Annotated in this window: 15 protein-coding genes; 8 read left to right on the top strand and 7 right to left on the bottom strand. The window is 59.3% G+C overall.

The genetic code is table 11. The annotated features are described in order from the left end of the window. The first annotated feature begins 543 nt into the window (after positions 1 to 543). Genes AC19YQ_RS16260 through AC19YQ_RS16240 form a run of 5 tightly spaced genes read left to right on the top strand, consistent with a single transcriptional unit; the run spans position 544 to position 5,144 of the window. Positions 544 to 1,437, top strand: coding sequence for a VOC family protein (locus AC19YQ_RS16260; protein ID WP_133076888.1), 894 nt, complete (start codon positions 544 to 546; stop codon positions 1,435 to 1,437). A 10-nt stretch (positions 1,438 to 1,447) separates the two neighbouring features. Continuing rightward, complete coding sequence (locus AC19YQ_RS16255) at positions 1,448 to 2,323, top strand: CoA transferase subunit A (protein ID WP_133076887.1); 876 nt, start codon at positions 1,448 to 1,450, stop codon at positions 2,321 to 2,323. An 11-nt stretch (positions 2,324 to 2,334) separates the two neighbouring features. Continuing rightward, complete coding sequence (locus tag AC19YQ_RS16250) at positions 2,335 to 3,132, top strand: CoA-transferase subunit beta (RefSeq protein ID WP_500595491.1); 798 nt, start codon at positions 2,335 to 2,337, stop codon at positions 3,130 to 3,132. 15 nt (positions 3,133 to 3,147) lie between these two features. Continuing rightward, on the top strand, positions 3,148 to 4,053 hold the full coding sequence (locus tag AC19YQ_RS16245) for an enoyl-CoA hydratase (RefSeq protein ID WP_133076885.1): 906 nt from the start codon (positions 3,148 to 3,150) through the stop codon (positions 4,051 to 4,053). After that, the gene (locus AC19YQ_RS16240) at positions 4,050 to 5,144 is read left to right on the top strand and encodes an NAD(P)H-dependent flavin oxidoreductase (RefSeq protein ID WP_133076884.1); all 1,095 of its coding nucleotides are present in this window, start codon (positions 4,050 to 4,052) and stop codon (positions 5,142 to 5,144) included. Before AC19YQ_RS16245 ends, AC19YQ_RS16240 begins: the two co-directional genes overlap by 4 nt. 103 nt (positions 5,145 to 5,247) lie before the next feature. On the opposite strand, the gene AC19YQ_RS16235 is transcribed toward AC19YQ_RS16240, so the two are convergent. The 4 genes from AC19YQ_RS16235 to AC19YQ_RS16220 all read right to left on the bottom strand — a co-directional run bounded on the left by AC19YQ_RS16235 (position 5,248) and on the right by AC19YQ_RS16220 (position 8,379). Continuing rightward, positions 5,248 to 6,015 carry an SDR family oxidoreductase gene (locus tag AC19YQ_RS16235; protein WP_326397961.1) on the bottom strand — a complete coding sequence of 256 codons (768 nt, stop codon included), beginning with the start codon at positions 6,013 to 6,015 and terminating at the stop codon, positions 5,248 to 5,250. Positions 6,016 to 6,038: 23 nt separating this feature from the next. Further along, a complete protein-coding gene (locus AC19YQ_RS16230) occupies positions 6,039 to 7,106 on the bottom strand; it encodes a phosphotransferase family protein (protein ID WP_133076883.1) in 1,068 nt (355 codons plus the stop codon). A gap of 190 nt (positions 7,107 to 7,296) precedes the next feature. After that, positions 7,297 to 7,611, bottom strand: a complete 315-nt coding sequence (locus AC19YQ_RS16225) for an SCP2 sterol-binding domain-containing protein (RefSeq protein ID WP_095000408.1) — start codon at positions 7,609 to 7,611, stop codon at positions 7,297 to 7,299. A 57-nt stretch (positions 7,612 to 7,668) separates the two neighbouring features. After that, positions 7,669 to 8,379: a histidine phosphatase family protein gene (locus tag AC19YQ_RS16220; protein WP_133076882.1), complete on the bottom strand. Its 711-nt coding sequence runs from the start codon at positions 8,377 to 8,379 to the stop codon at positions 7,669 to 7,671. A 205-nt stretch (positions 8,380 to 8,584) separates the two neighbouring features. Here AC19YQ_RS16220 and sohB point away from each other — a divergent pair, with 205 nt between their 5' ends. Further along, positions 8,585 to 9,604, top strand: a complete 1,020-nt coding sequence (gene sohB, locus AC19YQ_RS16215) for a protease SohB (RefSeq protein WP_133076881.1) — start codon at positions 8,585 to 8,587, stop codon at positions 9,602 to 9,604. 193 nt (positions 9,605 to 9,797) lie between these two features. Continuing rightward, positions 9,798 to 14,879 carry an NEL-type E3 ubiquitin ligase domain-containing protein gene (locus tag AC19YQ_RS16210; protein WP_500595490.1) on the top strand — a complete coding sequence of 1,694 codons (5,082 nt, stop codon included), beginning with the start codon at positions 9,798 to 9,800 and terminating at the stop codon, positions 14,877 to 14,879. Between the two features lie 69 nt (positions 14,880 to 14,948). Here AC19YQ_RS16210 and AC19YQ_RS16205 read toward each other — a convergent pair whose 3' ends face one another. The 3 genes from AC19YQ_RS16205 to AC19YQ_RS16195 all read right to left on the bottom strand — a co-directional run bounded on the left by AC19YQ_RS16205 (position 14,949) and on the right by AC19YQ_RS16195 (position 17,857). Then, a complete protein-coding gene (locus AC19YQ_RS16205; RefSeq protein ID WP_133076879.1) occupies positions 14,949 to 15,443 on the bottom strand; it encodes a DUF934 domain-containing protein in 495 nt (164 codons plus the stop codon). Then, positions 15,427 to 17,085, bottom strand: a complete 1,659-nt coding sequence (locus AC19YQ_RS16200) for a nitrite/sulfite reductase (protein ID WP_133076878.1) — start codon at positions 17,083 to 17,085, stop codon at positions 15,427 to 15,429. Before AC19YQ_RS16200 ends, AC19YQ_RS16205 begins: the two co-directional genes overlap by 17 nt. A gap of 553 nt (positions 17,086 to 17,638) precedes the next feature. Further along, positions 17,639 to 17,857, bottom strand: a complete 219-nt coding sequence (locus tag AC19YQ_RS16195; protein ID WP_133076877.1) for a DUF2970 domain-containing protein — start codon at positions 17,855 to 17,857, stop codon at positions 17,639 to 17,641. Positions 17,858 to 18,015: 158 nt separating this feature from the next. Here AC19YQ_RS16195 and AC19YQ_RS16190 point away from each other — a divergent pair, with 158 nt between their 5' ends. Next, positions 18,016 to 24,435 (top strand): NEL-type E3 ubiquitin ligase domain-containing protein, encoded by a 6,420-nt coding sequence (locus tag AC19YQ_RS16190; RefSeq protein WP_500595489.1) that lies wholly within the window; start codon positions 18,016 to 18,018, stop codon positions 24,433 to 24,435. Positions 24,436 to 24,440 lie beyond the last annotated feature (5 nt).

Here is a 24,440-nt window from a genome sequence, read left to right as displayed (position 1 = left end):
GGCGTGGTCCGACCGGTTGGGTCTACCTCGACTCTGCTGACCTCAACTTCTCGAACCGCCCGGTGCGGACCCGCATGCCGGGTGGTGTGGCAGGGGCGCGGCCAGATGGCCGTCCCCTATGCCGATTTGTCAAACAGCCACAAAAGTACCCAAAAAGGCCTTGCCCCAGCGTACGGCCCTCGCTTCGCTCAGGTGTCCCTCGTTCCGGTCCCGCTCCGTGGGCACGCCGTGACGGGCCATCCATGGCCCAACACGGCTCTCCCGGCATCCATGCCGGTCGACCCACTACGCAGAACCTCCTCTCGGCCTCCCGAGGGGCGGGTAGATCAAAAACCACTGCAAAAACAAGATCAACTTCCCGCCGAGGCGGCCTACAGGCCGACCTTTTTAGCGAAGCTCATTTCTTTAAACAGTCCGGCTGGCAACAGAGTATCTACAGCATTTCGGTGGTGACACGCTTTAGTCTCAACGGACGATGAGCCCCGCCCCCTTCCTTCCCATACTGCCCTCAGCCAATAAATACAGGCATTGAGGAGCAGGCACATGATCGACATTCGTGGTTTGAGCTACTTCGTTGCAGAGTCTGCAGATCCCGTTCAATGGCAGCGTTACGCCGAGGACGTGCTCGGGATGATGGTCAGCGAAGCCCCCGGCGGCGGCATGTACGTGAAAATGGATGAGCGTCCGTTTCGCATGCTGATCGTGCCTGGCGGCGAGTCGCGCTATCTGGCCTCCGGTTGGGAACTGGCCAGCGAAAAGGCATTCAATGCGGCCATCCAGGTACTGGATCAGGCCGACGTGAGCTGGCGCCACGGTACGGTCGAGCAGTGTGATCAGCGCGGGGTACAAGCGCTGCTGCACGTGACCGACCCTTCGGGCAATCGCCACGAATTGAGCTGGGGCCATCGCTCAGATTGCCAACCCTTTGTCTCGCCTCAAGGCGTGCCGGGCTTTATCACCGGCGACATGGGCCTGGGGCACACGGTGCTGCCCGCGCCGAATTTCGACGCCACCCTGGCGTTTGCCAAGGATGTGCTGGGCTTTGAGTTGTCGGATATTTTCAATTTTCGCCCCGACCCTTCGGCACCGCCGATTCGCATTCACTTTCTGCATTGCAAAAACAGCCGCCACCACAGCCTGGCCCTGGCCGAATACCCGGTGCCATCAGGCTGCGTGCATGTGATGGTCGAGGTCGAGTCCATGACCGAAGTGGGCCGCGCCCACGACCGGCATCTGGCCCACGACGTGCAGCTGTCGGCCACCCTTGGCCAGCATCTGAACGACCGCATGACGTCGTTTTACATGAAGACCCCTTCAGGTTTTGACCTGGAATACGGCTATGGGGGCTTGCTGGTGGATTGGCAGGAACACAGCGCTTTTGAATTCACCCGGGTCAGTCTGTGGGGCCATGACTTTTCCGTCGGCCAGCAGCAGTAAGGAGCACTAGATGAACAAGCAAATGACAGCGGCAGACGTGGTCGGCCAATTGCGTGACGGCATGACCATCGGCTTTGGCGGCTGGGGGCCACGACGCAAACCCATGGCGATTGTGCGCGAGATCCTGCGCTCGGACGTCAAGGACCTGACCGTGGTGGCCTATGGCGGCCCGGAAGTCGGCATGCTCTGCGCTGCCGGTAAGGTCAAGAAACTGGTTTTCGGCTTTGCCACCCTCGATGCGATCCCCCTCGAAGCCTATTTTCGCAAGGCTCGCGAGGCCGGTGAGCTGGAGCTGATGGAGCTGGACGAGGGCATGCTGCAATGGGGCCTGCGCGCCGCCGGCATGCGCTTGCCGTTTTTGCCGACCCGATGCGGTCTGGCCACCGATGTCAGCCGCCTGAACCCCGAGATCAAACAGGTGCAGTCGCCGTATGACGATGGTGAGGTGCTGCTGGCGATGCCGGCGCTGAATCTGGACATCGCCTTCTTGCATGTCAACGTTGCCGACCGCCTGGGCAATACCCTGGTCACCGGTCCCGATCCGTATTTCGACCATCTGTTCGCCCGTGCCGCCAAGCAGTGCTTTGTGTCGTGCGAGCGGATTGAGCAGCGCTTGAGCCTGGATGCTGCCCTGGCCCGCTTCAATACCTTCGAACGCTATCTGGTCAGCGGTGTGGTGCATGCACCCTTTGGTGCGCACCCGACGTCGTGCCCGTCCGATTACGGCTGGGACATGAGCCATTTGAAACGCTACAGCGCCAGTGCCGCCGAGGAAGGTGGCTGGGAAGGCTATGTAGCCGAGTTTGTGACCCCGGGCGAAAGTGCCTATCAGGCCAGCAATGGCGGTGTCGATCGATTGAGCGCTTTGCCGCTGCCCGTGTTTTAAGGAGCTTGGACATGACTGCTACTAACGAATTTACCCTGGCTGAATTGTTGATCGTGGCTGCCTGTGAAGCCTGGCGTGGCAACGGCGAAGTGATTGCTTCGGGCCTGGGCGTGATTCCGCGCCTGGGGGCGAGCCTGGCCAAACTGACCCACAGCCCTGAACTGTTGATGACCGACAGCGAGGCATTCCTGCTGGAAGAGCCTATCCCGCTGGGGCCGCGTGGTGATTATGTACCGCGCTACTCGGGCTACCTGTCGTTTGAGCGGGTGTTCGAATGCGTATGGGGCGGACGCCGCCACGCCATGATCGGCCCGACCCAGATCGATCGCTGGGGCCAGACCAACCTGTCGTGCATTGGCGACTATCAGAAGCCCAAGGTGGCGATGCTGGGGGTGCGCGGCTTGCCGGGCAACAGCATCAACCATATCAACTCGTTTTTTGTTCCGGCCCATAACACCCGGGCATTTGTGTCGGGTGAAGTGGACATGGTCTCGGGTGTCGGCTTCAAGCCTGAACGCTGGGAAGAGGGCATGCGCCGCGACCTGATGGACATTCGCCTGATCGTGACCGATCTGTGCGTGATGGACTTCGGCGGACCGGATCGCGCCGTGCAGGTGCGCTCCCTGCACCCGGGTGTGAGCTTTGAAGAAGTGCAGGAAAAAACCGGTTTCCCGCTGCTCAAGGCCGCCGATATCAAGCAAACCGTGGCGCCCACGACGGAGCAACTGGCCCTGATCCGCCGCCTGGACCCCCATGACTATCGCGCAGCCGCGCTCAAGGGCAATCCGCCCGGCATTCGTCAGGCCTGAAGGCAAGGAACTCACATGAGCCGCGACAGCGAATTTGTACAGCGGGCTGATACCGCTGTGTATGAAACCGAAGAGCCGGTGCTTTATGGAGTGGCCGATGGTATTGCCACGCTGACCATGAACCGGCCCACCGTGAACAATGCGCAAAACTCGCAGATGACCTATGCCCTGGACGATGCCTTTCGCCGCGCCGTGAATGACGACGCGGTGAAGGTCATCGTGCTGCGCGGCAATGGCAAGCACTTCTCGGCGGGGCATGACATCGGCACCCCCGGGCGCGATATCAACAAACAGTTCGACCGCGCCAGCCTGTGGTGGGATCACACCAACAAACCGGGTGGCGAGTACCTGTATGCCCGGGAGCAGGAGGTGTACCTGGGCATGTGTCGGCGCTGGCGCGAATTGCCCAAGCCGACCATCGCCATGGTCCAGGGTGCGTGCATTGCCGGTGGTTTGATGCTGGCGTGGGTCTGCGATTTGATCGTGGCCAGTGACGATGCCTTCTTTCAGGATCCGGTGGTGCGCATGGGCATTCCGGGGGTGGAGTATTTTGCCCATCCCTACGAACTCAATCCGCGAATAGCCAAGGAATTTTTGTTCACCGGGGATCGCATGAGCGCCGAGCGTGCCTATCAGATGGGCATGGTCAATCGCCTCTTTGCCCGCGAAGCACTGGAAACGGGCACCTATGCGCTGGCAGCGGCGATTGCCAGGCAGCCGCGCATGGGCCTGGCGCTGACCAAGCAGGCGATCAATCACGTTGAAGATTTGCAAGGCAAGCGCACGGCGATGGATGCGGTGTTTGCCTGGCATCACTTTGCCCATAGTCATAACGAGTTGCTGTCGGGTGACAAGCTTGGGGGCTACGACGCCAAGGCCATGATCGAAGCGAACAAGACGGCTGCGGGAGAGGGTCGATGAGCGAGTACCTGAAAACGGCGTTGACCGATGGGTTGGGCTGTCGCTACCCCATCGTGCAAACCGCGATGGGCTGGGTGGCAGACGCCAATCTGGTGATCGCCAGTACCCGGGCCGGAGCCTTCGGGTTTTTGGCGGGTGCGACCCTTGCTGCGGATCAGCTGGAGGCTGAAATCAAGCGGGTGATCGAGGCCACCGGGGGCAGTAACTTCGGTCTCAATTTCCATATGTTCCAGGAAAACGCCGCGCAGTGCGTGGACCTGGCCATTGAGTACCGCTTGCGCGCTGTCAGTTATGGGCGTGGTCCGGACCGCCAGACCATCGACCGTTTCAAAAAGGCCGGGGTGCTGTGTATCCCGACCGTGGGCGCGCTCAAGCACGCGATCAAAGCCGTTGAATTGGGCGCGGACATGATCACCGTGCAGGGCGGCGAAGGCGGCGGGCATACCGGAGGCGTGCCGAGCACCATTTTGCTGCCGCAAGTGCTGGATGCGGTGCGGGTACCGGTGATTGCGGCGGGTGGCTACTCCACCGGGCGCGGACTGGCAGGCGCCCTGGCCAGCGGTGCGGCCGGGATTGCAATGGGCACGCGCTTCCTGATGACCCAGGAATCGCCCACGCCCCTTGCCACCCTGGAGCGCTATGTAAAAGTCGCCGATCCCCAACGTATCCGCGTCACCACCGCGGTGGACGGCATGCGCCACCGGATGATCGAGAACGCGTTCATCAATCGTCTGGAAAAGGCCAGCGCCTTTGGCCGTCTTCGAATTGCCCTGGGCAGTGCCTGGCACTGGAAGCAACAGACCGGCATGAGCCTGGGGCATATGCTTGGCGTGTTCGTCCAGTCGGTGAAGGAAGACCCCGGTGCCCTGTCGCAAACCGTGATGGCGGCCAACCAGCCGGTACTGCTGCAGCGCTCGATGGTGGATGGCGTACCGGATGAAGGGATTCTGCCGTGCGGGCAAGTAGCGGCGGCGATTGGCGATCTGAAAAGCTGCCAGGACCTGATCGACGAGATGGTGCAAGAGGCGGAGCGCTGCCTGATGGCGGTAAACATGCGTCATAAGGGATTGGGCGACCGGTATCAGCGTTGAGTGACACAACCTGTGGGAGCCTGGCTTGCCTGCGATGCAGGCGCTGCGTTCTGGCAGGCAAGCTGGGTGGATGCCATCGCGAGCAAGCCGGCTCCCACAGGGGTCAGGACAGAAACCCGCCATCCACATTCAGCGAAACCCCGGTGGTGTAGCTCGAGGCATCGCTGGCCAGGTACAGCACTGCACCGGCCATTTCACTGGGGGCGGCAACGCGTTTGAGCGGGATATGTTGCAGGACTGACTTGAGGATGGCGTCATTGCTGACCAGTGCCGAAGCAAATTTGGTGTCGGTCAGGCCCGGCAGCAGTGCGTTGCAGCGGATACCGTAGGCGGCACATTCCTTGGCAAACACTTTGGTCATGTTGATCACCGCGGCCTTGGTCATCGAGTACACCCCCTGGAACTCACCCGGTGTGACGCCGTTGATCGAGGCCACGTTGATGATGCTGCCACCGCCGTGCTCGCGCATCAGCTTGCCGGCCTCGACCGACATGAAGAAATAACCCCGAATGTTCACGTCGACGGTTTTCTGGAAGGCCACCGGGTCGGTGTCCAGTACGTGGCAGAACTGCGGGTTGGTGGCGGCGTTGTTGACCAGGATATCGATGCGCCCAAAATCTTCGCGGATGCGCGCAAAGGTGCGGGTGATGTGTTCCATTTCGCCGATATGGCAGGCAATGGCTGTTGCCTTGCCGCCATCGGCGATGATTCCGTCGGCTACAGGCTGGCAGCCTTCGAGTTTGCGGCTGGAGACAATGACGTGGGCACCTTGCTGGGCCAGCAGCCGGGCAATGGCCTCGCCGATACCGCGGCTGGCACCGGAAACAAAAGCGATTTTTCCATCAAGGTCGAACAGTTGAGTCCTGGACATGCTGATTCCTTGTGATCTCGGGCTTAGAGGCTGGAGCGGCCAATGACGTTGAGGCTCATGTGCTCAAGCAGGGCGTTCATCTGTACGAATTGCGCGAAACGTTTGTCCCGGGTCTGGCCGTGGAAGTAGCGGTAGTAGATCTGCTGGACGATACCCGCCAGACGGAACAGGCCGTAGGTGTAGTAGAAATCGTAGTTGTCGATCTCGATTCCCGAGCGCTCAGCGTAGTAATCAACGAACTCGCGGCGGGTCAACATACCGGGGGCGTTGCTCGGCTGGCGCCGCATTTGTTGGATCGGGGCCGGGTCGTCGGCTTCAATCCAGTAGGCGAGGGTGTTGCCCAGGTCCATCAGCGGATCACCCAGGGTGGTCAGTTCCCAGTCCAGCACGCCGATGATCTGCATCGGGTCGGCGGGATCGAGGATCACGTTATCGAAGCGGTAGTCGTTGTGGATGATGCCTGGGGTCGGGTGATCGGCTGGCATGTTGGTCTGCAACCAGTCCTTGACCGCCTCCCAGCGCGGCGCATCGGGGGTCAGGGCTTTTTCGTAGCGCTCGCTCCAGCCGCTGATCTGACGTTGCACGTAGCCCTGGGGCTTACCCAGATCACCCAGGCCACAGGCGTTGTAATCAACGCGATGCAATTCGACCAGCGTGTCGATAAAACGCTTGCACAGTGTTCGGGTGGCGTCGGCATCCAATGCCAGTTCCTGGGGCAGATCAGAGCGCAGGATGATGCCCTTGACCCGCTCCATGACATAGAACTCGGAGCCGATCAGGTTTTCGTCGGTGCAATGGGCATAGGCCTTGGGGCAGTAGGGGAAGGCGTCCTTGAGCTGAATAAGGATGCGAAACTCGCGGCCCATGTCGTGGGCAGACTTGGCTTTGTGCCCAAAGGGCGGGCGGCGCAGCACCAGCTCTTTGCCCGGGTAGTCAATCAGGTAGGTCAGGTTGGAAGCACCGCCGGGGAACTGGCTGATCGTGGGTGTCCCCTCAAGGTCCGGGATCTGGGCCTTGAGGTAAGGATCAATGCGGTTGGCGTCGAGTTCTTCGCCAGGGCGGATGCGGGTGGACGAGTCGGTAAGCGCCATGTTTATCTCTTCTGCTTATATTTGTGGCCTGACAACATTCGTTAATTTAATGGGCAACCAGGGCAGGCGCAGCCTTAATAGGCACGGGTGTTAATGGGGGATCAGCTCCCTTGATAACCATTGCCTGAGTGAAGCACAGGACAAAAAAAACCGAAGCGCGTGGGCTTCGGTTCTGGGTGTTGCCGGTGGCTTAGGCCGGGAACAGTTCGCTCAGCTTCATGGCCAGCATCATGTCGCCTTCAGCGCGCAGCTTGCCGCCCATGAAAGCTTGCATGCCGTCGGTTTCGCCGCTGACGATGCCTTCCAGGGTTTCGCCGTCCATGACCAGAGTGACCTGGGCGTCCGGGTTTTCGCCTTCCTTCAGTTCACAGGTGCTGTCTTTGACGATCAGCGAGAAGTGTTTGTCTTCATCAATGCGAAAACCAAATACCAGGTCCAGGCCTGCAGCAGCGGCTGGGTTGAATTTGGCTTTCATTGCTTGAACGGCATCAGCTACAGAAGTCATGGTTCGATCCTTATATAGGGTGGTTTACAGCGGCCCGAGGGCCGCGGTTGCCGACGCTCATCGATAGGTGATGAGTGACGGCGTCTTCAACAGTTGCAAATGCACATGACTGTTGAAGGAAGCCAGGGTTGCCTCGTTGCCATGGAACTTGAGCTGGCTGAGCGAGGTATTGACAATTTGCCAGCCGAGCTTGAAAGCATCGGTGGGCGCAATGCGGGTCAGGCTGTGGATCAGGGCGGTAATGGTGCCGGCAGACGTGAACACGACAATGTTCTGCTGGCTTTTGGCAAGTTCAAGAATGCGGTTGAGCCCCGCTTGAACCCGCTCGACAAACCCCATCCAGGTTTCCAGACCGGGGGTGTCCCAGCTACCGCTGAGCCAGCGGTCGATGATCCGTTCAAAGATGCGCTGGAACTCGGCCGGGTTGCACGCGGCATCGCTCATGATCGCCAGCGCCTCAGGCTCCTCTGGCAGCAAGCCGGGAAGCAGGGCTTCGAGTATGGCGAATGCATCGAATTCGTTGAATGAGGCGTCGGTTTCAAGTTCAGGGATGGGCAGCCCGGCTGCATTGATCTGTGCCAGGGCATGGCGCGCGGTGTCCTGCTGGCGTGACAGGTCGCCTGACAGGCAACGGTCAAAGCGCAGGCCCAGGTCGGCCAGATGCCGACCGGCAATTTGTGCCTGCAGCACGCCCAGGGGTGACAGCACGTCGTAGTCGTCTGCACCGAAGGAGGCCTGGCCATGTCGTATCAAATAGATGCTGCCCACGTCCGCGTCATTCCGGTCCGCTGAAAGTCAGGCGAGGTTAGGAGGATGGCAAGTGGCTGTCAATGAAAAAACATACGCTTGTTTGAATTCCTCCTGAGACTGAATGCGAGGCGTTTCACGGCTGGCAGGCCCCGGTTGGCGCCGGTATGCTGGTTGCCATTGCGCAGCCCTGACCCGAGGGCTGCAGACGTTTTAAGGAGAGGCTGTGGAATTTCTTGCCGAGTACGCCAGTTTTCTGGCCAAGACCGTGACCCTGGTGGTTGCCATAGTGGTGGTCCTCGTGACCCTTGCGGCATTGCGTGGCAAGGGGCGCCGGGCCACGGGGCAATTACAGGTGATCAAGCTCAATGACTTTTACAAAGGCCTGCGTGAGCGTCTTGAGCAGTCGTTGTTGTCCAAGAGCCAGCTCAAGGCACTGCACAAGCAGACCGGTAAAGCGGACAAAAAGCAGAAAAAACAGCCGGATGACAAACCTCGGGTCTTTGTTCTGGACTTTGTCGGTGACATCAAGGCTTCTGCCACTGAAAGCCTGCGTCACGAAATCACTGCGTTGCTGACCCTCGCAAAGCCGACTGATGAAGTGGTCGTGCGCCTGGAAAGCGGTGGCGGCATGGTGCACAGCTATGGCCTGGCATCGTCGCAACTGGCGCGTATTCGCCAGGCAGGCATCCCGCTGACTGTCTGCATCGATAAAGTCGCCGCCAGTGGCGGTTATATGATGGCGTGCATCGGGCAGAAAATTATCAGCGCACCGTTTGCGATTCTCGGCTCCATTGGCGTCGTTGCGCAGTTACCCAACGTCAACCGTCTGTTGAAAAAGCACGACATCGACTACGAAGTGCTGACGGCAGGCGAGTACAAGCGCACGCTGACGGTGTTTGGTGAAAACACCGAAAAAGGCCGCGAGAAGTTCCAGCAGGACCTGGACATTACCCATCAGTTGTTCAAGAACTTTGTGGCCAAGTATCGTCCGCAACTGGCAATCGATGAAGTGGCCACCGGCGAAGTCTGGTTGGGTGTTGCCGCGGTCGACATGCAACTGGTCGATGAGCTCAAGACCAGCGACGAGTACCTGTCCGAGCGGGCCAGGGATGCCCAGCTTTATCACCTGCACTATGCCCAGCGTAAAAGCTTGCAGGAGCGAGTGGGGCTGGCGGCCAGCACGTCGGCTGAAAAGGTGGTTGATTCACTCTGGGCACGTTTGACTCAACAGCGTTTCTGGTAATAACCCCCGGCACTGTTGCAGTTGCAGCAGTGCCATTTGTTTGGAACTTGTTCTGGTTTTTAAGTGCGGTAATTATTAATTGTTTTAAACCTGTTTTTAACTGAGTTGCTAACAGTGTGATCAAGTAATTAACGGACTTTATTAATGTGCGCTCTATAAGCTGGCGGTATCACACCTATGCCGAGCTTGAGCCATGACACACACTAGTGCATCACAGACAGAACACTCCGTTATTGAACGCGCCAGCCAACTGGCCAATACGCGGGCCGATAATCAACATGGTGATTATATAGCTGCCTTGTTGGCGCCCTGGTTTATTCAGGCAGACCCCGGCTTGCGTGAGGCATTGCGCAACAGCTTTATCCAGGGCCAGGAGGCCCAGCGCGCGGTAGGCGCTGTCCTGGCCGGGTTGCAACCCATCGAACAGTTTGCTGAACCGCTGCTCAAGGCCGCGCTGGCGGGTCGCGGCTGGGGCCAGGTGAACCCCAGAGCCTACGGGATCAAGCATGTTCGTCTGTTGAGTAACCTGACGCTGTTCTTTGCCCGTCAGCAAGTCAAGCTGGTGGACACGCTGATCAGGTTAACCTTGCCCGATATCCTGCACCCCGAGTCACTGGAGCTTGATCTGGTAGCCAGCACCACTGACCACAGTTTTTTGCAAGCGGCGTTGCAGAACTTTGAAGTTCCAGAAACCCGCAGTGACGGCTTTGATTCGGATAGTTGTATTTATGAAGTTGTTGGCCGAAGGCAGGTTGAACACGCGACCCTGAAGCCGCAACACTTTGCACTTATATGCCGCGACTTGAACCTGGGTATGCAGTACCAGAGGCATTTGGCTGATGTGTTTGAACCGGTCGATGGCAACTTGGCGCCGGAGAATGTCAATTCCAGAGTTTCCAAATTAAATCGGTTGTTCAGCCGGAACATACGCTGCGAAGTCTTGTCGGCCCTGCACATGGCGCATATGAAGAGGGAGGTCATGACGGCGCATTACGCTTTTGTGCTCAATCTGTTGTCGGCCCCCGGGAATCGATTGGCGGGCATGCTGCCTGGCCATAGCACGTTGCAGATCATGGGCTTTGAAGTGCCGGGGGTGATGGTCTTTTGGCCCGAGCAACAGCCCGTGCAGCAAGTACAGGCGTGCGTACTTTATCTGCCGAACAGTCCTGATCGGGATTTTCACGCATTTGAATCTTTTGAAATGCTCAAGGCGACATTGCGCGAGTGGTTGAAGGGCCAGGTGTTTGCTCGTTACTTCTTTGAACGGGTGCCGCTGCGTCACCGCGCCGAGTTCATGCGGCGTACGGACATGAAGCATGTGACCTGGGATTCGCTGTTGCTGCGCCGCCCGCCCATTATCAATGAGCCGGCCCTGATGTCCGAGAGCGTGCATCTGCCCCAGACAGAAGCCCCCTGTGTCGTGGCCTGGCGTTTGCAACTGGCGAAAATCAAGGACGATGCCAGATTGCTGGTCGTGCCCACTGAAGACGAAGATTCCAAGACCCGCCTGGAACGTCAGGCAACCTTTCTGAATACCGGGCTCAGCCTGCTCACATTGGCGCTGGGGTTTGTGCCTGTTCTGGGTGAGATTTTGCTGGTAACCAGTGTGATTCAGCTGGGTGTCGATGTGTATGACGGGATCAAGGCCTGGCAACGCAATGATCGCGTCGCGGCCCTGGAGCACTTGTTCGATATCGCACAAAACGTTGCCCTGGCGGCCGGTTCTGCCGGGGCTGCATCCACATTGCGTCCATTGCCCGTGGTGGATGCGCTGGTGCCTGTGCGCACGGTCACAGGCCAGTTGCGTTTGTGGCGCCCGGACCTTGAGCCCTATGTGTTCAAGGACGTCTCGTTGACCGGAGTCGTCCCCGATGCGCAAGGGCTGCACAGCGTGGGCGGCAGGCAATTTATCCAGCTTGAAGGTCGTGTGTTCCGGGTGATGCCGGTTGCCGGCGCGCGGCAGGGCTTTATCCAGCATCCCACGGACGCCGGGGCCTATACGCCCCGGCTCGAACATAACGGTTGCGGGGCATGGGTGCATGAACTGGAGACCCCCATGCAATGGTCGCGTGCGCAGTTGTTCAGCCGCCTCGGTCCTGAGGTGAAAGGGGTGTCACAGGCAACGGCCGAGCTGATTTTGAAGGTGACCAATACCGGTGAGGGGCTGCTGCGCAAGCTGTACATGGATCACCTGCCGCCACCGGCCATGCTGGCGGACAGCATCAAGCGCGTACGGTTAAGTGAAATGATCGAGAGTTTTATCGAGCAGATGAAACAGGGCATCAATCGCTCCGTAGACAATGCGTCGTTGCAACTGCAACTGCTGACCCGATTGCCGGGTTGGCCTGCGGATCGAGTGCTGCGCCTGGTCGACAGGGAGGGGGTGGTGCTGGAGGAATATGGCCCTGATCGGGTGGAAACCCATCCGCGACTGCAAATTGCTGAAAGCCAGGTCAGGAACGGCGATCTGTTGAAAGTGACCCTGGAATGCCTGTCATCCCGTCAAGTCGACAGATTGCTGGGGCAGCCTGTCAGGGGGCTGGAGGCGCAGGTTCAAGCTCTTTCGCGCATGTTGGGTGAGCTTGCCCAGGTGAGCAAAGCCGAGCTGCTCTCGCGGCTGTACAGCGGTGGCGAGGTTGTGCCAAGGCTGGCACACAGGCTTAGAAGACAGTTTCCCGGCTTGCCGGTGCCCGTGCTGGAAGAGTTGATCAGCCACTTGTCCCCTGAAGAACTTGATGCCCTCGGCAGTGGCGAACGTCTGCAGCTGCATGTTCTGGAGGAGGCGCGCCGTTACGCCCAGGTTGTGCGCTTGAATCGCTCGATAGAGGGGCTCTACTTTGAAGCCTTGCGCAACGCCGACAGCAACTCGCTGGCCTTGTTGGCCCTGGCGGATTTTCCGGGCTGGCCCGCGTATTTGCGCCTTGTGATTCGTGACAAGCGTACCGGTGAAGTGCTGCACTCCGTGGGCAATGCCACGGCCACGAATACCCGGGAGTTTCTCAAGGGTGATGGCGAGTACGAGATTTCTGGAACTGTTCAGAGAAGGGCTTATCGCAGTGCCGATCTGTTGAACTGTGTGGCTTATACGCTGACGCCTGCGGAGCGCAGCGTACTGGGCCTTCCCGTGGTCGATGCCGGGGCAGTGCTTGGTCGCAAGATTGCCGACGCGGCGGCACGCAATCGGGCGCGCAGTGCCCAGTTGATGGGTATGCAACCCATTAAACCCTGGTTCAGATCTCCGTTGCGCCTGGCTGATGGCCGTGTGGGATACACCCTGGGCGGGCGCTCGGGACGCTTGCTGGAAGAGCAAAGCCCCAGGCAGCTCAAGGACCTGGCCAGAGAACTGTTCCCGACCATGAGCGAGGCACAGGTGGGGCAGTTTTTGTACCGATTGAGGCTTAGTCCGCAATTGGCTGCCCAGGCCCTGACCCAGCTCAAGGCGCAGTTGCAGACACTGCGCAACGATCTTGACCATTGGGTGGGCAGCACGGTGTGGAGCCAGCCGACGGTGGGGCCGCGGGTGCAGGTATCGGCCCAGGTCAAGCGCGGGATCAGCCAGACCCTGATTCGCACCTGGCGCAGGCTGGGCGAGAGTGTGCATCTGGAAGGGCACAGCGGGTATGTCCTGGATCTCAATGCATGGCCGGTTGATTGCCTGCCGGATCTGTCGGCGGATTTCAGCCATGTCAGCTCATTGCGCTTGCACAACTCGCCAAACGGTCAATTCCCCGACAGGTTTCTGGAGCAGTTCCCTCATCTGCGAATAGTGTCCCTGGTCAACAGCCAGCTTGCCGAACTGCCTGCGGCGCTTTCCAGCATGCCTGAACTGCTCGAACTGAATCTGCGTGGCAATCAGATTGTGTTAAACGAGAGTGCAGCCACCCTGCTGTCGGGGCTGACCAGGCTCAAATCCCTTGATCTGGTGGGCAACCCTCTGGGCAGGCGCATCTCTGTTCAGCGCATGGTGGATCTTGAACAACTCAAGCTGCGCTATACCGGCCTGCAAACCTGGCCTGAGGGTGTGCTGTCACTCAGGCGCCTGCAAACCCTTGATCTGCGTGACAACAGCATCAGTCGCATACCGCCAGAGGTGCTGACTGCCGGCAGGGCTGCGGTTAATCGAGTCACGTTCTTGCATGACAACCCGTTGAGTGCGGACTCTTTGCGCCGCCTGGAAAATTACTGGCGCGAGCACGGCATCACCTTTGGCATCAGGCCACGTCGTCAACATGTCGAACCCGTACGCGGGATTTTTCATTGGGCGCCAGAGCCTACGGCCGAACAACTTGGCGTCTGGAGTGATCTGAGAGGCATTGGTCGCTCGACTGATTTTTTCCGCGTCCTGGAGGACCTCAGCGCGTCATCCCAGTATTTGCGCGGGCGTGAAAATTTAACGACGCGCGTTTGGAGCATGCTTGACGGAATGCACGGCAACAGTGAGTTGCGAGAGCAGTTATTTGACGTATCGGCCAATCCGAATACCTGTGCCGATGGCATTCCGATGATCTTTGCGGACCTGGAACTTCGACACCAGATCATGACGGCTCAAGGCGCAGCCAATGCCGAAGAAAAACTCCTGCGACTGAGTTATGGGCTGTTTCGCATCGAGTTGCTGGACACCCATGTGCAAGGGGTCATTGAATCGCGAATTGCCCAGGTCCATACCGATCAGCGAAATTACGTCCAGCAGTTGCAGCGCCTGGTTGATGCTGCGGGTACGGTTGAGCTGGATCAGCCCCTGGCGGACATGACCCCGCAGGAGCAGCAAGGTATTGCTTATCGGCTGGCAACGCCGCAAGCCATGCAGTTGGCGCAGAGGCTCAGCCCTGTTGACTTGCAGCTTCGGCTCGAACGGATCGAACCGTTGGAAGTACAGATGTTTTATCAGGTCAGGTTAGCCGAGGAACTTGGTTTGCCCGCACGGCCCAGGAGCATGATCTTTGAACGGTTGGCCAACGTAACCCCGGAGGAACTGGAGGCTGCAAAATACTATGTGTTGAGTGAGGACACGCTGGCCAAGCGGATTGCCTTCATTGAAAAACAGGCGTTCTGGGAAGCGTTTCTGGAGAAGAAGTACCCTGCGGTGTTTCAGTCAGCGGATTCTCCATTGCATGAGCGCATGCAGTCGCTATATGTCGGGCGCGAGAGCATGTCCAGTCAGGACTATGTTGAGCAAACAGGGGAGGTAGGGGAAAGTCGTCGCCAAGCGAGAGAGGTCATCATCAGCCGATTGACCCGGGAAGAAATAGCAGAACATCCGTTTATGCAGGTTTAGCCTGGCGCGGCGCCTGAATAAACCTTGAAGATGGGCTGGCCTTGGGTGAACCCAAGGCCAGCCACACACTTAACGACGGCGGAACAGCGGCATCGGCTCGTCGCTCGACGACTGGTAGGTCACCGAAAAATCCTTCAAGCCTTCCAGTGCTTCGTACGGGTCTTTATCGGCGCGAATGGCGAACGCGTCAAAACCGCAGCGATGCAGATAGAACAACTGGTCGCGCAGCACATCGCCAATGGCGCGCAATTCGCCTTTGTAACCATAACGGTCACGCAGCAAGCGGGCATTGGAGTAGCTGCGACCATCGGTGAAGGCCGGGAAGTTCAGGGCAATGACCTGAAAATGCGCCACGTCTTCGCCCAGTTCCTCGGCTTCTTCATCGCTGTCCAGCCACACACCCAGGCCGCCATCACGGGCCTTGAGTGCATGGCCGTGCTCGCGCCACATCACCAACGGGACGATGAGATCGTCGCAGTTGGAGATTTCGTCAAAGGTGGTTTCCTTGGGCAGCAAGTGCCAGGTTTCGTCGATGACCTGATTGTTCTTAATGATTCGCTGCATAGACGCGCTCCTTGAAAGGGTCAATGCCGATACGTTGATAGGTGTCGATGAAGCGCTCGTCTTCGGTACGTTTTTCAACATAGACGTCGATCAGCTTTTCAATCACATCCGGCATGGCGTCTTGTGCGAACGAAGGACCGAGGATTTTGCCCAGACTTGCGTCACGGCTGGCGCTGCCACCCAGGGACACCTGATAGAACTCGGCGCCTTTCTTGTCGACACCCAGAATCCCGATGTGACCGACGTGGTGGTGACCACAGGCGTTCATGCAACCGGAGATGTTCAGGTCCAGCTCGCCGATGTCGAACAGGTAGTCCAGGTCTTCGAAACGACGCTGGATCGATTCGGCGATCGGGATCGACTTGGCGTTGGCCAGGGAGCAGAAATCGCCGCCCGGGCAGCAGATCATGTCGGTCAGCAAGCCAATGTTCGGCGTGGCAAAGCCATTTTCGCGCAACTCGCCCCACATGGTGAACAACTGGTTCTCTTCCACATCGGCAAGAATGATGTTCTGTTCGTGGGAGGTGCGCAGCTGGCCAAAGCTGAAGCGGTCGGCCATGTCGGCGATTGCGTCCCACTGTTTGTCGGTCACATCGCCCGGTGCGACGCCGGTAGGCTTCAGCGACAGGGTAACAGCGACATAACCCGGCTTTTTATGGGCCAGGGTATTGCGGGTACGCCAACGGGCGAAGCCCGGGTGCTGCTTGTCGAGTTCGGCCAGTTCAGCGCCGAAGTCAGGCAGGGCTTTGTAGTCCGGGTCCACGAAGTGCTTGGCGATACGCTGTACTTCAGCTTCGGTCAGGGTATTCGAGCCACCGCGCAGGTGAACCATTTCGGCTTCAACGCGCTCTGCAAACACTTCAGGCGTCAGGGCCTTGACCAGAATCTTGATCCGCGCCTTGTACTTGTTGTCACGACGGCCATAGCGGTTGTAAACCCGCAGGATGGCTTCGAGGTAGCTCAGCAGGTCTTGCCACGGCAAGAACTCGTTGATGAACGCGCCGATGACCGGCGTACGGCCCAGGCCGCCACCCACGAGTACGCGAAAGCCCAGATCGCCGGCTTCGTTGAATACGGGCTCAAGACCAATGTCATGGACTTCGATTGCAGCACGGTCGGATGTCGAGCCGTTGATTGCAATTTTGAATTTGCGTGGCAGGTAGGCGAATTCCGGGTGGAAGGTCGTCCACTGACGCACGATTTCGCACCAAGGGCGCGAATCGATCAGTTCATCGGCAGCGACACCGGCGAACTGGTCGGTGGTGACGTTGCGCAGGCAGTTACCGCTGGTCTGAATGGCGTGCATCTGCACGGTTGCCAGCTCTTCCAGAATGTCCGGAATATCTTCCAGCGCGGGCCAGTTGAACTGCACGTTCTGGCGGGTACTGATGTGGGCATAGCCCTTGTCATAGTCGCGAGCGATTTTGGCCATCATTCGCGCCTGGCGCGAAGTCAGTTGACCATACGGCACCGCAACTCGCAGCATCGGGGCAAAACGTTGAACATAAAGGCCATTTTGCAGGCGCAGGGGGCGGAACTCTTCTTCGCTCAGCTCACCTGCCAGATAGCGTCGGGTCTGATCCCGGAACTGCTTTACGCGGTCCTCGATGATCCGCTGATCGTACTCGTCATATACGTACATATAGGTCCTGTTCTCAGGCTGCTAACAGCTTATCTGCGCGCACGGCCGCGCACTCCCCACGGAGCGGGGCACGATACCAGTTTGTAGTTATGCGCAAAAGTGATGTTTAAGCATATGCAAAGAACCAAAACGACTATAAGAGGTTGATTCTCAATCCCTTACTTGTGGTCGGGGCATTGCTGGACTTAACTGAGCAGAAGTCTTCAAGCAATCACCCATAAAACCGAAAAGAGGCGATGCGATGAGTACTCCCGTGAAAGCGCGCAAAAACGACAGCAAGGTTGATGCGTGGGCTATTTTTTTCCTGATCATTCTGGTGGTTGCCACGGCGGTGTTTTGGGTGAGTCATCAGTAGCCGCCCTGTAGTCGCTGACGAGCCGTGCGAGGCTGCGATCGGCGTGATGCGGCACCCCGACGCAGCCGTCGTAAATCAGCTTCCACGGTTAATCAGGCAAGCCGCGTGTACCGGCTTTACGACCGCTTCGCGATCTATCGCAGCCTCGTTCCACTCGTCAGCGACTACACGCGGGATGGGTGATGAAGTCCGGGTTCGTTATACCCCCGCCAGATGCAGCACCAGCTTGACGATCCCGAACAGGATCAAGGCAAACACCGCGGTAAATAACAGGCCCAACAGCAAAAAATGGGCGGGTTTGCCGTGGGTGAAATCCCGGGTCCGGTTTTTTCCGCTCTGTACGCCAAACGCAGCGGCCATCACGCTGTGCAGCATTTGCCAGAAGGTCGGTGGCTTGTTGTCCGCAGGATCGTCCATTTGCCTCTCCTCTGTTGTTCGCACCCGCTCGATACAGCGTAGCCAAGACCTGGGGCTGGGAGCGGGTATTTCCCGGTGCGCTAACGGACTACCACCCGCCGATTTGGAACTTTCGTAGTAGTGAGGCTCATTCAAACGAGTCTCTGGAAGTTCCCACTATGGACAATCTATACATACGCAATGGGCTGGGGCCGCACGCGGCTTTTATCAAACGCCAGCTGCCGGGCTGGATCAAACACAGCCATGTGGCCGATATCAAGCGTCTTGAACCGGGTTTGTGGAAGGGCCAGGTGTCTGCGGTCGAGCCACCGCCCTGGTTCACGAATGCACCGTCCTGGTTGCGCCAGGCGCTGATGGTCAGTCAGGACCGCAGCCAACGGGCCTATGTCGAATTGGCCAAAACCCTCAAGGACCTGCAAGGCATCACCCAGTTTGCCGAGCCCAGGCTCAAGGAGGCGCTGCACAGTCACAGTGCCTCCAGCCAGGGGATGGATATCAACAGGAACCGGCTGTTTTATCTGCGACGCAATCAGCCGGTGCAACATCAAAGCCTGTTGCAAGCCGCGTTGATGAACTTTGAAGGCAATGAGGCGTTTTCCCTGGTGGTCAAAGGGCAGGTCAGTGCACTGGCCCCGGCAGGGGCTTTGCCCCTGGGCATGACGAATGCGGCGCAACCCCCGGACATCTATGCCACGGTCGCTGACGGGTTACTGCACGGTACCGGGCCTGTGGTCAGCCTGTTTGAGGAGGCGCTGGACAATCTCAAGCCCGTGCCTGGCTTCAGCTATCGGGAAAAACTGGACATGTCCCCCCAGGTGTTCTCGCAGATCTGCCGGGCCCTGGATCTGGGGCAGCAGTATCAGGCGCATCTGGGCGCGGTGTTTGATGCCCCTGGTCGGGCACCTTTGGTGCGGCGCCAGATGATCCGCGCACAAAAAGAGCTGCTGGCTGTGCGCTTGCATACCGCTTTGATGCAAAAGCAGGTGTCAGCAACGGCCTATGACATGTTGCGCGGCGTGCTCGAAGACGACCCGCAGCCCAGGCTAAATGGCAAGCCGGTGGTCTTCAGTCAATTGCAGTTGTATGGATTGACCGTGGCCGAGGTGTTGCTGATCGGTCCCTGGCGCTCAACTCTACCGGTGACCGAGTGGCAGGACAGCGGCTTTGGGTTCCAGGTGCCGGTGATGAAAAAAACCGATATGGAACCCCTGGTGGTCTATATCCCCGGTGATCCGGTGGCGCCACTCAAGCAATACCCGTCCCTGGAAGCCTTCCAGTATGAGCTGGGCCTGAACCTGCGCACACCGCAGTATCAGCGGTTGTTTGCCAACCTGATGCCCCAGGGCGAGGCCCAGGCATTTCTCTCGCGGCTCAACCACCAGCTGTACAAGCGCGCGGCTGACCCCAAGGGGATTGAGCCTGCGGTCTATGTGGATGAAGTCGACCTCAAGCTTGGCCAGGTCTACCTGGATACGCCCCCCGGCCAGTTGTTTAACGGGCTGTACAGCCTGCACCTGGAACGGTTGAAAGCCAATGCGCGCAAGCTCGCGGTGCCAACCGCCGATGCCGACAGCAAGCTGCTGCAAGAGCGTCTGGATTACTGGCTGGGCCTGGGGATGGATGCAGTGAATGTGGCCGCGTTTTTTATCCCCGGCGCAGGCGAGGTGATGATGGCGGTCATGGCGTTGCAAATGGGCGCGCAGGTCTATCACGGCGTCGAAGCCTGGACAGCTGGCGATGTTGACGGTGCCTGGGCGAGCCTGCAGGCAGTGGCCATCAACGTGGCGCTGGCCGCGACCATGAGCGGCGGCGGTTATGCGTTCGGCAAGGTGGCAGACGGTAGCCTGGCGAAGTGGGTCGACCATCTCACGCAAATCGTCCTGCCCGGGGGTGAGGCCAGGCTGTGGAATCCGGACCTTGTGCCTTATCGATGTGATCCGTTGTTTCAGCCACACGTCAGGCCCAATGCGTTGGGCCAGTATCGGGTCGATGGCAAGACCTATGTGCAGATCGACCGGTACTTCTATGAGCAGGTGTTCGACCCGGCGCTCAATGCCTGGCGGGTCAAGCACCCGGCGGACAACGCGGCCTATCAACCGTTGCTCGAACATAACCATGGCGGTGCTTGGCGGCACCATCATGAGCGGCCCTTGCAGTGGTCGCGCGAAACTTTGCTGCGTCGGCTGGGGCACGAGACTGACAGGTTTGATGACCGGACCCTAGGCCAGATTGGCGATGTATGCGGCATCAGTGACGATGCGCTGCGCAAGATCCATGTCGATGGCCTGCCTGTCCCGGCCATGTTGATGGACACCCTGGAGCAGTTTGCCGGCGGGGCCCAAATGGGCGGCCCGGGCAAGCAGCACAATCCGGATGTCGACTGGCTGCGCCGTCGCTATCCCATGCTTTCCGAGCGGGTGGCCCAGGAACTGCTGGAACAGACCGGGTATCGCGAGTTGGCCCGTATGGGCGAGACCCGTCAGGTGCCACCGGCAATGGACGATCTGGCGCGCACCCTGGCCCAGCAAAGCCGTCTTAACCGGGCATTGGCGGGCCTGTACTTACCGGCTCAGGCGACACGGGACACGGCCCGGCTGGCCCTGTATTGCCGGGAGCATTTGTCGACCATACCCCTGGCGACTCAGGGCGCCGAACTGCAACGAGCACTGGGGGACTATGGGACCGCGCACCGCGATGAAATGGCCCGCTGTCTGAATCTCCACGTCCCGAGGTCCAGGCCCCGGCTGCAAAAAATCAACAGCCGGATCGGCTACCCCCTGTCGGGCAGGGCTCAAGCGGGGGAGGTGTCAGCGTCGCTGATTGCCCGCATGCGCGAGGTTTATCCGAACATGACCGATGAGGAGGTGATCAGCTATGTCAGTAACCGCCTGCGAGAAGGTCAGTCAGATCAGCAGGTATATCACTTTCTCATGACCCGGCAGCGCGAACTGGACGGGTTGCGCCAGACACTGCAGCAATGGAAGGTTGCTGCCAGAGAGCCGCTCCATCAGGCCATGCGCCAGCACGTCAGCGACCGCCTGGTCGCGTGTTGGCGCGAGGGGCTCTACCGCAACGGTGAGCCTTCGTCTTACCTCAATCTGGAATTCGACCTGGACTGGATCACTGGCCTGCCGGCACTGCAAGCCGATTTCTCCCATGTCAGGACGCTGAAGCTGGATGCCGACTTGCTGATGAGTGAGCCCGGCATGGGCTTTGTGCGGCGTTTTCCCGGCGTGCAGCGCCTTGAGGTGAATGTTGAGCATGCAGAACTGTTGGCGGTGCCCCAAGGCTTGGCGCAACTGTCCTGGATCACGGATCTTTCCCTTGAGGCCCGATGGCAGGGTTTCTCCCGGGCCTTTATCGAACAACTGCGCGCTGTCACCCAGATCGAGCGCCTGTCCCTGGTGGGGGCGCTGGATACCCTGGACGTCAGTGGCTGGCCCGGGTTGAGGGCATTGCGGGTACACGGGAACCTCGGACACTGGCCCGGCGGCCTGCTCGACCTTGAGCATCTCGAAACCCTTGATCTGTCAGGCACCACCCTCAAGACCTTGCCTGAGCCTTTATTTTCCGGGCATTTGCGGCTCTGGCGGGGTATGCACCTGAACTGGTCTGGCATTGACCCGGCGACGGTGATGAGGGCCTACGAGTACGTGCGTGACAACCCGGCGCATCCGATGGATGCGCAGCAGTGGATAGCGGATTACTGCCGGGGATGTATCAAGCGTTTTGTACCCCAGGATGTGCATTTTCGCGACACGGTGCTGACTCAATACGCAGGCCGGTACCAGGCGTTGCCTGACCTGCTGGTGCGAGTGAATGCGCTGCATGCAGAGCAGGATGCACTCACTGTGGCGATAGACCGGTGGATAGACAAGCAGCCACCCACCGCCGACATGTTTTTTCGCAGGCAAGTGGCCGACAGGCTTCAGCAGTGCTGGAGCCAGGGTGTTGCTGCCCGTCTGGAGGTACAAGAAGCCAGCCCGGGCCCCTCGTGGCGGCAGGCTTCAAGAAGCGGTTCTCTTGATCTGTCGGGAGGCGGGGTGCATGACTTGCCAGCACTGCCCGCGAACGGTTTTGGTCATGTGCATAGTCTGGACATGAGTAACCTGAGAGTTCCCCACGATGAGCTGGACCGCTTTCTGGGCGTGTTCACCCACGTCAAGACCTTGACCCTGAGCCGCAGCAATCTGACCTCATTGCCCGCGGCCCTCGGTGAACTGAGGCAGATCACTGACCTCAACCTGGCGTTTAACGAATTGACGCTCAGCCCCACGATGCAGGGCCGGCTGAACCATTTGACCGAGTTGCAGAAACTGAACTTGCAGGGCAATCGCATCATAGCCCTGGACGTCAGTACCCTGACCCGGCTCGAGTCACTTGACCTCAGTGACTCGGGGATCAGGTTGTGGCCCACGGGGGCGTTGCAGTTACCGCTGTTGCGCCAATTGAACCTGAACCGCAGCGCCATCAGCGAAGTCCCTCGAGCGGCATTGCAGGGGCATGATCAATTGATGCTCGGCACACACCTGCGCGGATGCCGGTTAACCCCTGCCAGCTGTGCCGATTTGCTGGCCTATGCACGCCGTACCGGGCGCGAGAGCGCCGGGGATATCAGCCCCTTTTTGCTGGCATCAGGCAAAACCGGTGGCACGCCCGAGTTTTTTCCCGAGGACGTATCCGACAACCCGGATCTGTTGCTCGTGGCCGCTCCGGCGCTCGACCCTGATCAGCCGCTGACCGATCCTGGTGCCTTGCTGCTCAGGATCCATCCTGACATGGGGCTTGCGGACGCCATCGCGTGCATCGAGCAATGGCGAACCCAAGGGCTGGGTGCGCTGGACATCGAGGCTCGGCTGGCACAGTGGAATCATCAGTACGATGGGCTGATCCAGCGTCTCAACACCTGGATTGATGTCCCTGGTCGTCGAGAGGGAGGGCGCTGGGTGAGTGCGATCGACCGCAGGCGGGCGGCTGACAGGGTGCTGCATGCGTGGCGTCATGTGCGGGGTGCTTCTGCCACGGATGACGTGGGCAATATCCATAGCCTGGATTTCTCGGATCTGTGCCTGGGTGATATCGCACCGTTGAATGCCTCGCTGGATCATGTCACCACCCTTGACCTCAGTGGCGTAAGGCTTGGTGCACACGGCAGTTCCGGGTTTATCAGTGAGTTCCCGGCCTTGAATACCTTGCGGCTTAACAACAACAGGCTGACCCGCTTGCCCGAAGCACTGGGTTCACTGGACAACCTGACCCGCCTTGAGGCTTCCTACAACCTGCTTGAAAGCGGCGAGCACCTGCAGCGCCAATTGCAATCGCTGGCCCATTTGCAGTGGCTGGACCTGAGTTATAACGGCCTCGACAGTTTTGACCTTACCGGCCTGAACCAACTGCAAACCCTCAATTTGCGCGGCAATAACCTGGAGCGCTGGCCTGTGTGTGCGCTCACCAGCCCAGCCCTTGGCGCCCTGGACCTGAGCAATAACCACATTGACTACATCCCCTCGGAGCTGTTCGAAGGCAATAACGACGGGCTGATGGCCCACACCAACCTGTCCGATAACCTGCTGTCCAGCGTCAGTTACAGCACGCTGAGGGACTACATGGAGTTTTCGGGCAACAGCCTTGGTTTTACCCGTGAGGACATTGAGCTGGCGCTGGAGGACACGGACACAGCGGCCAGCTCCTCCGATGTGTCGGATGAGGATCTGGTGCACCCGGGCTCGGAGCCAGAGAATCTGCAAAAGGAACGCTGGTTTGACACTGTGCCCGATCTTTCGCCAAAGCATGCCATCTGGGCCGACCTGCGTGCCCGGGAGGGCAGCGAAGGGTTGTTTCATTTGCTCGCGCAGTTGAAGTACACCCGCGACTTTATTCAGGACAAGGCTGATCTGACGCGACGGGTCTGGGATGTTTTACAGGCGGCCGATTCCGATCCGGCCCTGTGCCGCGACGTGTTTGTCATCGCCCATTCACCCATGACCTGCGGGGATGGACGCATTCTGCTGTTCAGCGATCTGGAAGTGAAAGTCCATGAGTTCAATGCGCTGCATGCCGTGCTGCCGGGCGAAGAAGGCAAGGTGCTGCTGCGCCTGGCCACCAGCCTGTTCCGCTTGGGGCAAGTGGAAGAAATAGCCGCTGCGGCCATCAGCCTGCATCCTGATATTGATCCTGCGGAAATTCGCCTGGCCTATCGCATCAGCCTGGCCGGTCGCCTGGACCTGCCCAGCCAGCCCAGGGACATGCTGTACAGGAACGCGGCGCAGGTGACTGCAGACGATATCGAAACGGCGTTCACCAGGGTGCTTGCCGCCCAGGACAGTCCGGCCTATATGGAGCAACTGATCGCCCAGGATTACTGGGTCAACTACCTGAAGCGCACCTACGAAGCGGACTTCTCGGCGCTGGAGCAGCGCTTTGAGCTGGAGGCCGAAGCCCTGCAGGATCTTCACCCGGAATTGGGCGAAGCCTACAGTCGCGAAATCGAAGCCATGGGGCATAAGAAGGCGAGCGAGCGACGGGCGTTACTGATGCGCCTGTCGCAGCGTGAGCGCGGCGAGAGTGTGCCGATGTGACAGAC

Source organism: Pseudomonas sp. MF06569 (assembly GCF_059862735.1).
This window is presented reverse-complemented; position numbering and strand designations above follow the sequence as displayed.

What these genes read in the sequence shown, in the direction of transcription:
- AC19YQ_RS16205 (WP_133076879.1), bottom strand. Translation starts at nt 15,443, where the DNA reads ATGCAGCGAATCATTAAGAACAATCAGGTCATCGACGAAACCTGGCAC.
- AC19YQ_RS16245 (WP_133076885.1), top strand. Translation starts at nt 3,148, where the DNA reads ATGAGCCGCGACAGCGAATTTGTACAGCGGGCTGATACCGCTGTGTAT.
- AC19YQ_RS16225 (WP_095000408.1), bottom strand. Translation starts at nt 7,611, where the DNA reads ATGACTTCTGTAGCTGATGCCGTTCAAGCAATGAAAGCCAAATTCAAC.
- AC19YQ_RS16190 (WP_500595489.1), top strand. Translation starts at nt 18,016, where the DNA reads ATGGACAATCTATACATACGCAATGGGCTGGGGCCGCACGCGGCTTTT.
- AC19YQ_RS16255 (WP_133076887.1), top strand. Translation starts at nt 1,448, where the DNA reads ATGAACAAGCAAATGACAGCGGCAGACGTGGTCGGCCAATTGCGTGAC.
- AC19YQ_RS16260 (WP_133076888.1), top strand. Translation starts at nt 544, where the DNA reads ATGATCGACATTCGTGGTTTGAGCTACTTCGTTGCAGAGTCTGCAGAT.
- AC19YQ_RS16195 (WP_133076877.1), bottom strand. Translation starts at nt 17,857, where the DNA reads ATGGACGATCCTGCGGACAACAAGCCACCGACCTTCTGGCAAATGCTG.
- AC19YQ_RS16230 (WP_133076883.1), bottom strand. Translation starts at nt 7,106, where the DNA reads ATGGCGCTTACCGACTCGTCCACCCGCATCCGCCCTGGCGAAGAACTC.
- AC19YQ_RS16210 (WP_500595490.1), top strand. Translation starts at nt 9,798, where the DNA reads ATGACACACACTAGTGCATCACAGACAGAACACTCCGTTATTGAACGC.
- AC19YQ_RS16240 (WP_133076884.1), top strand. Translation starts at nt 4,050, where the DNA reads ATGAGCGAGTACCTGAAAACGGCGTTGACCGATGGGTTGGGCTGTCGC.
- AC19YQ_RS16250 (WP_500595491.1), top strand. Translation starts at nt 2,335, where the DNA reads ATGACTGCTACTAACGAATTTACCCTGGCTGAATTGTTGATCGTGGCT.
- AC19YQ_RS16235 (WP_326397961.1), bottom strand. Translation starts at nt 6,015, where the DNA reads ATGTCCAGGACTCAACTGTTCGACCTTGATGGAAAAATCGCTTTTGTT.
- AC19YQ_RS16200 (WP_133076878.1), bottom strand. Translation starts at nt 17,085, where the DNA reads ATGTACGTATATGACGAGTACGATCAGCGGATCATCGAGGACCGCGTA.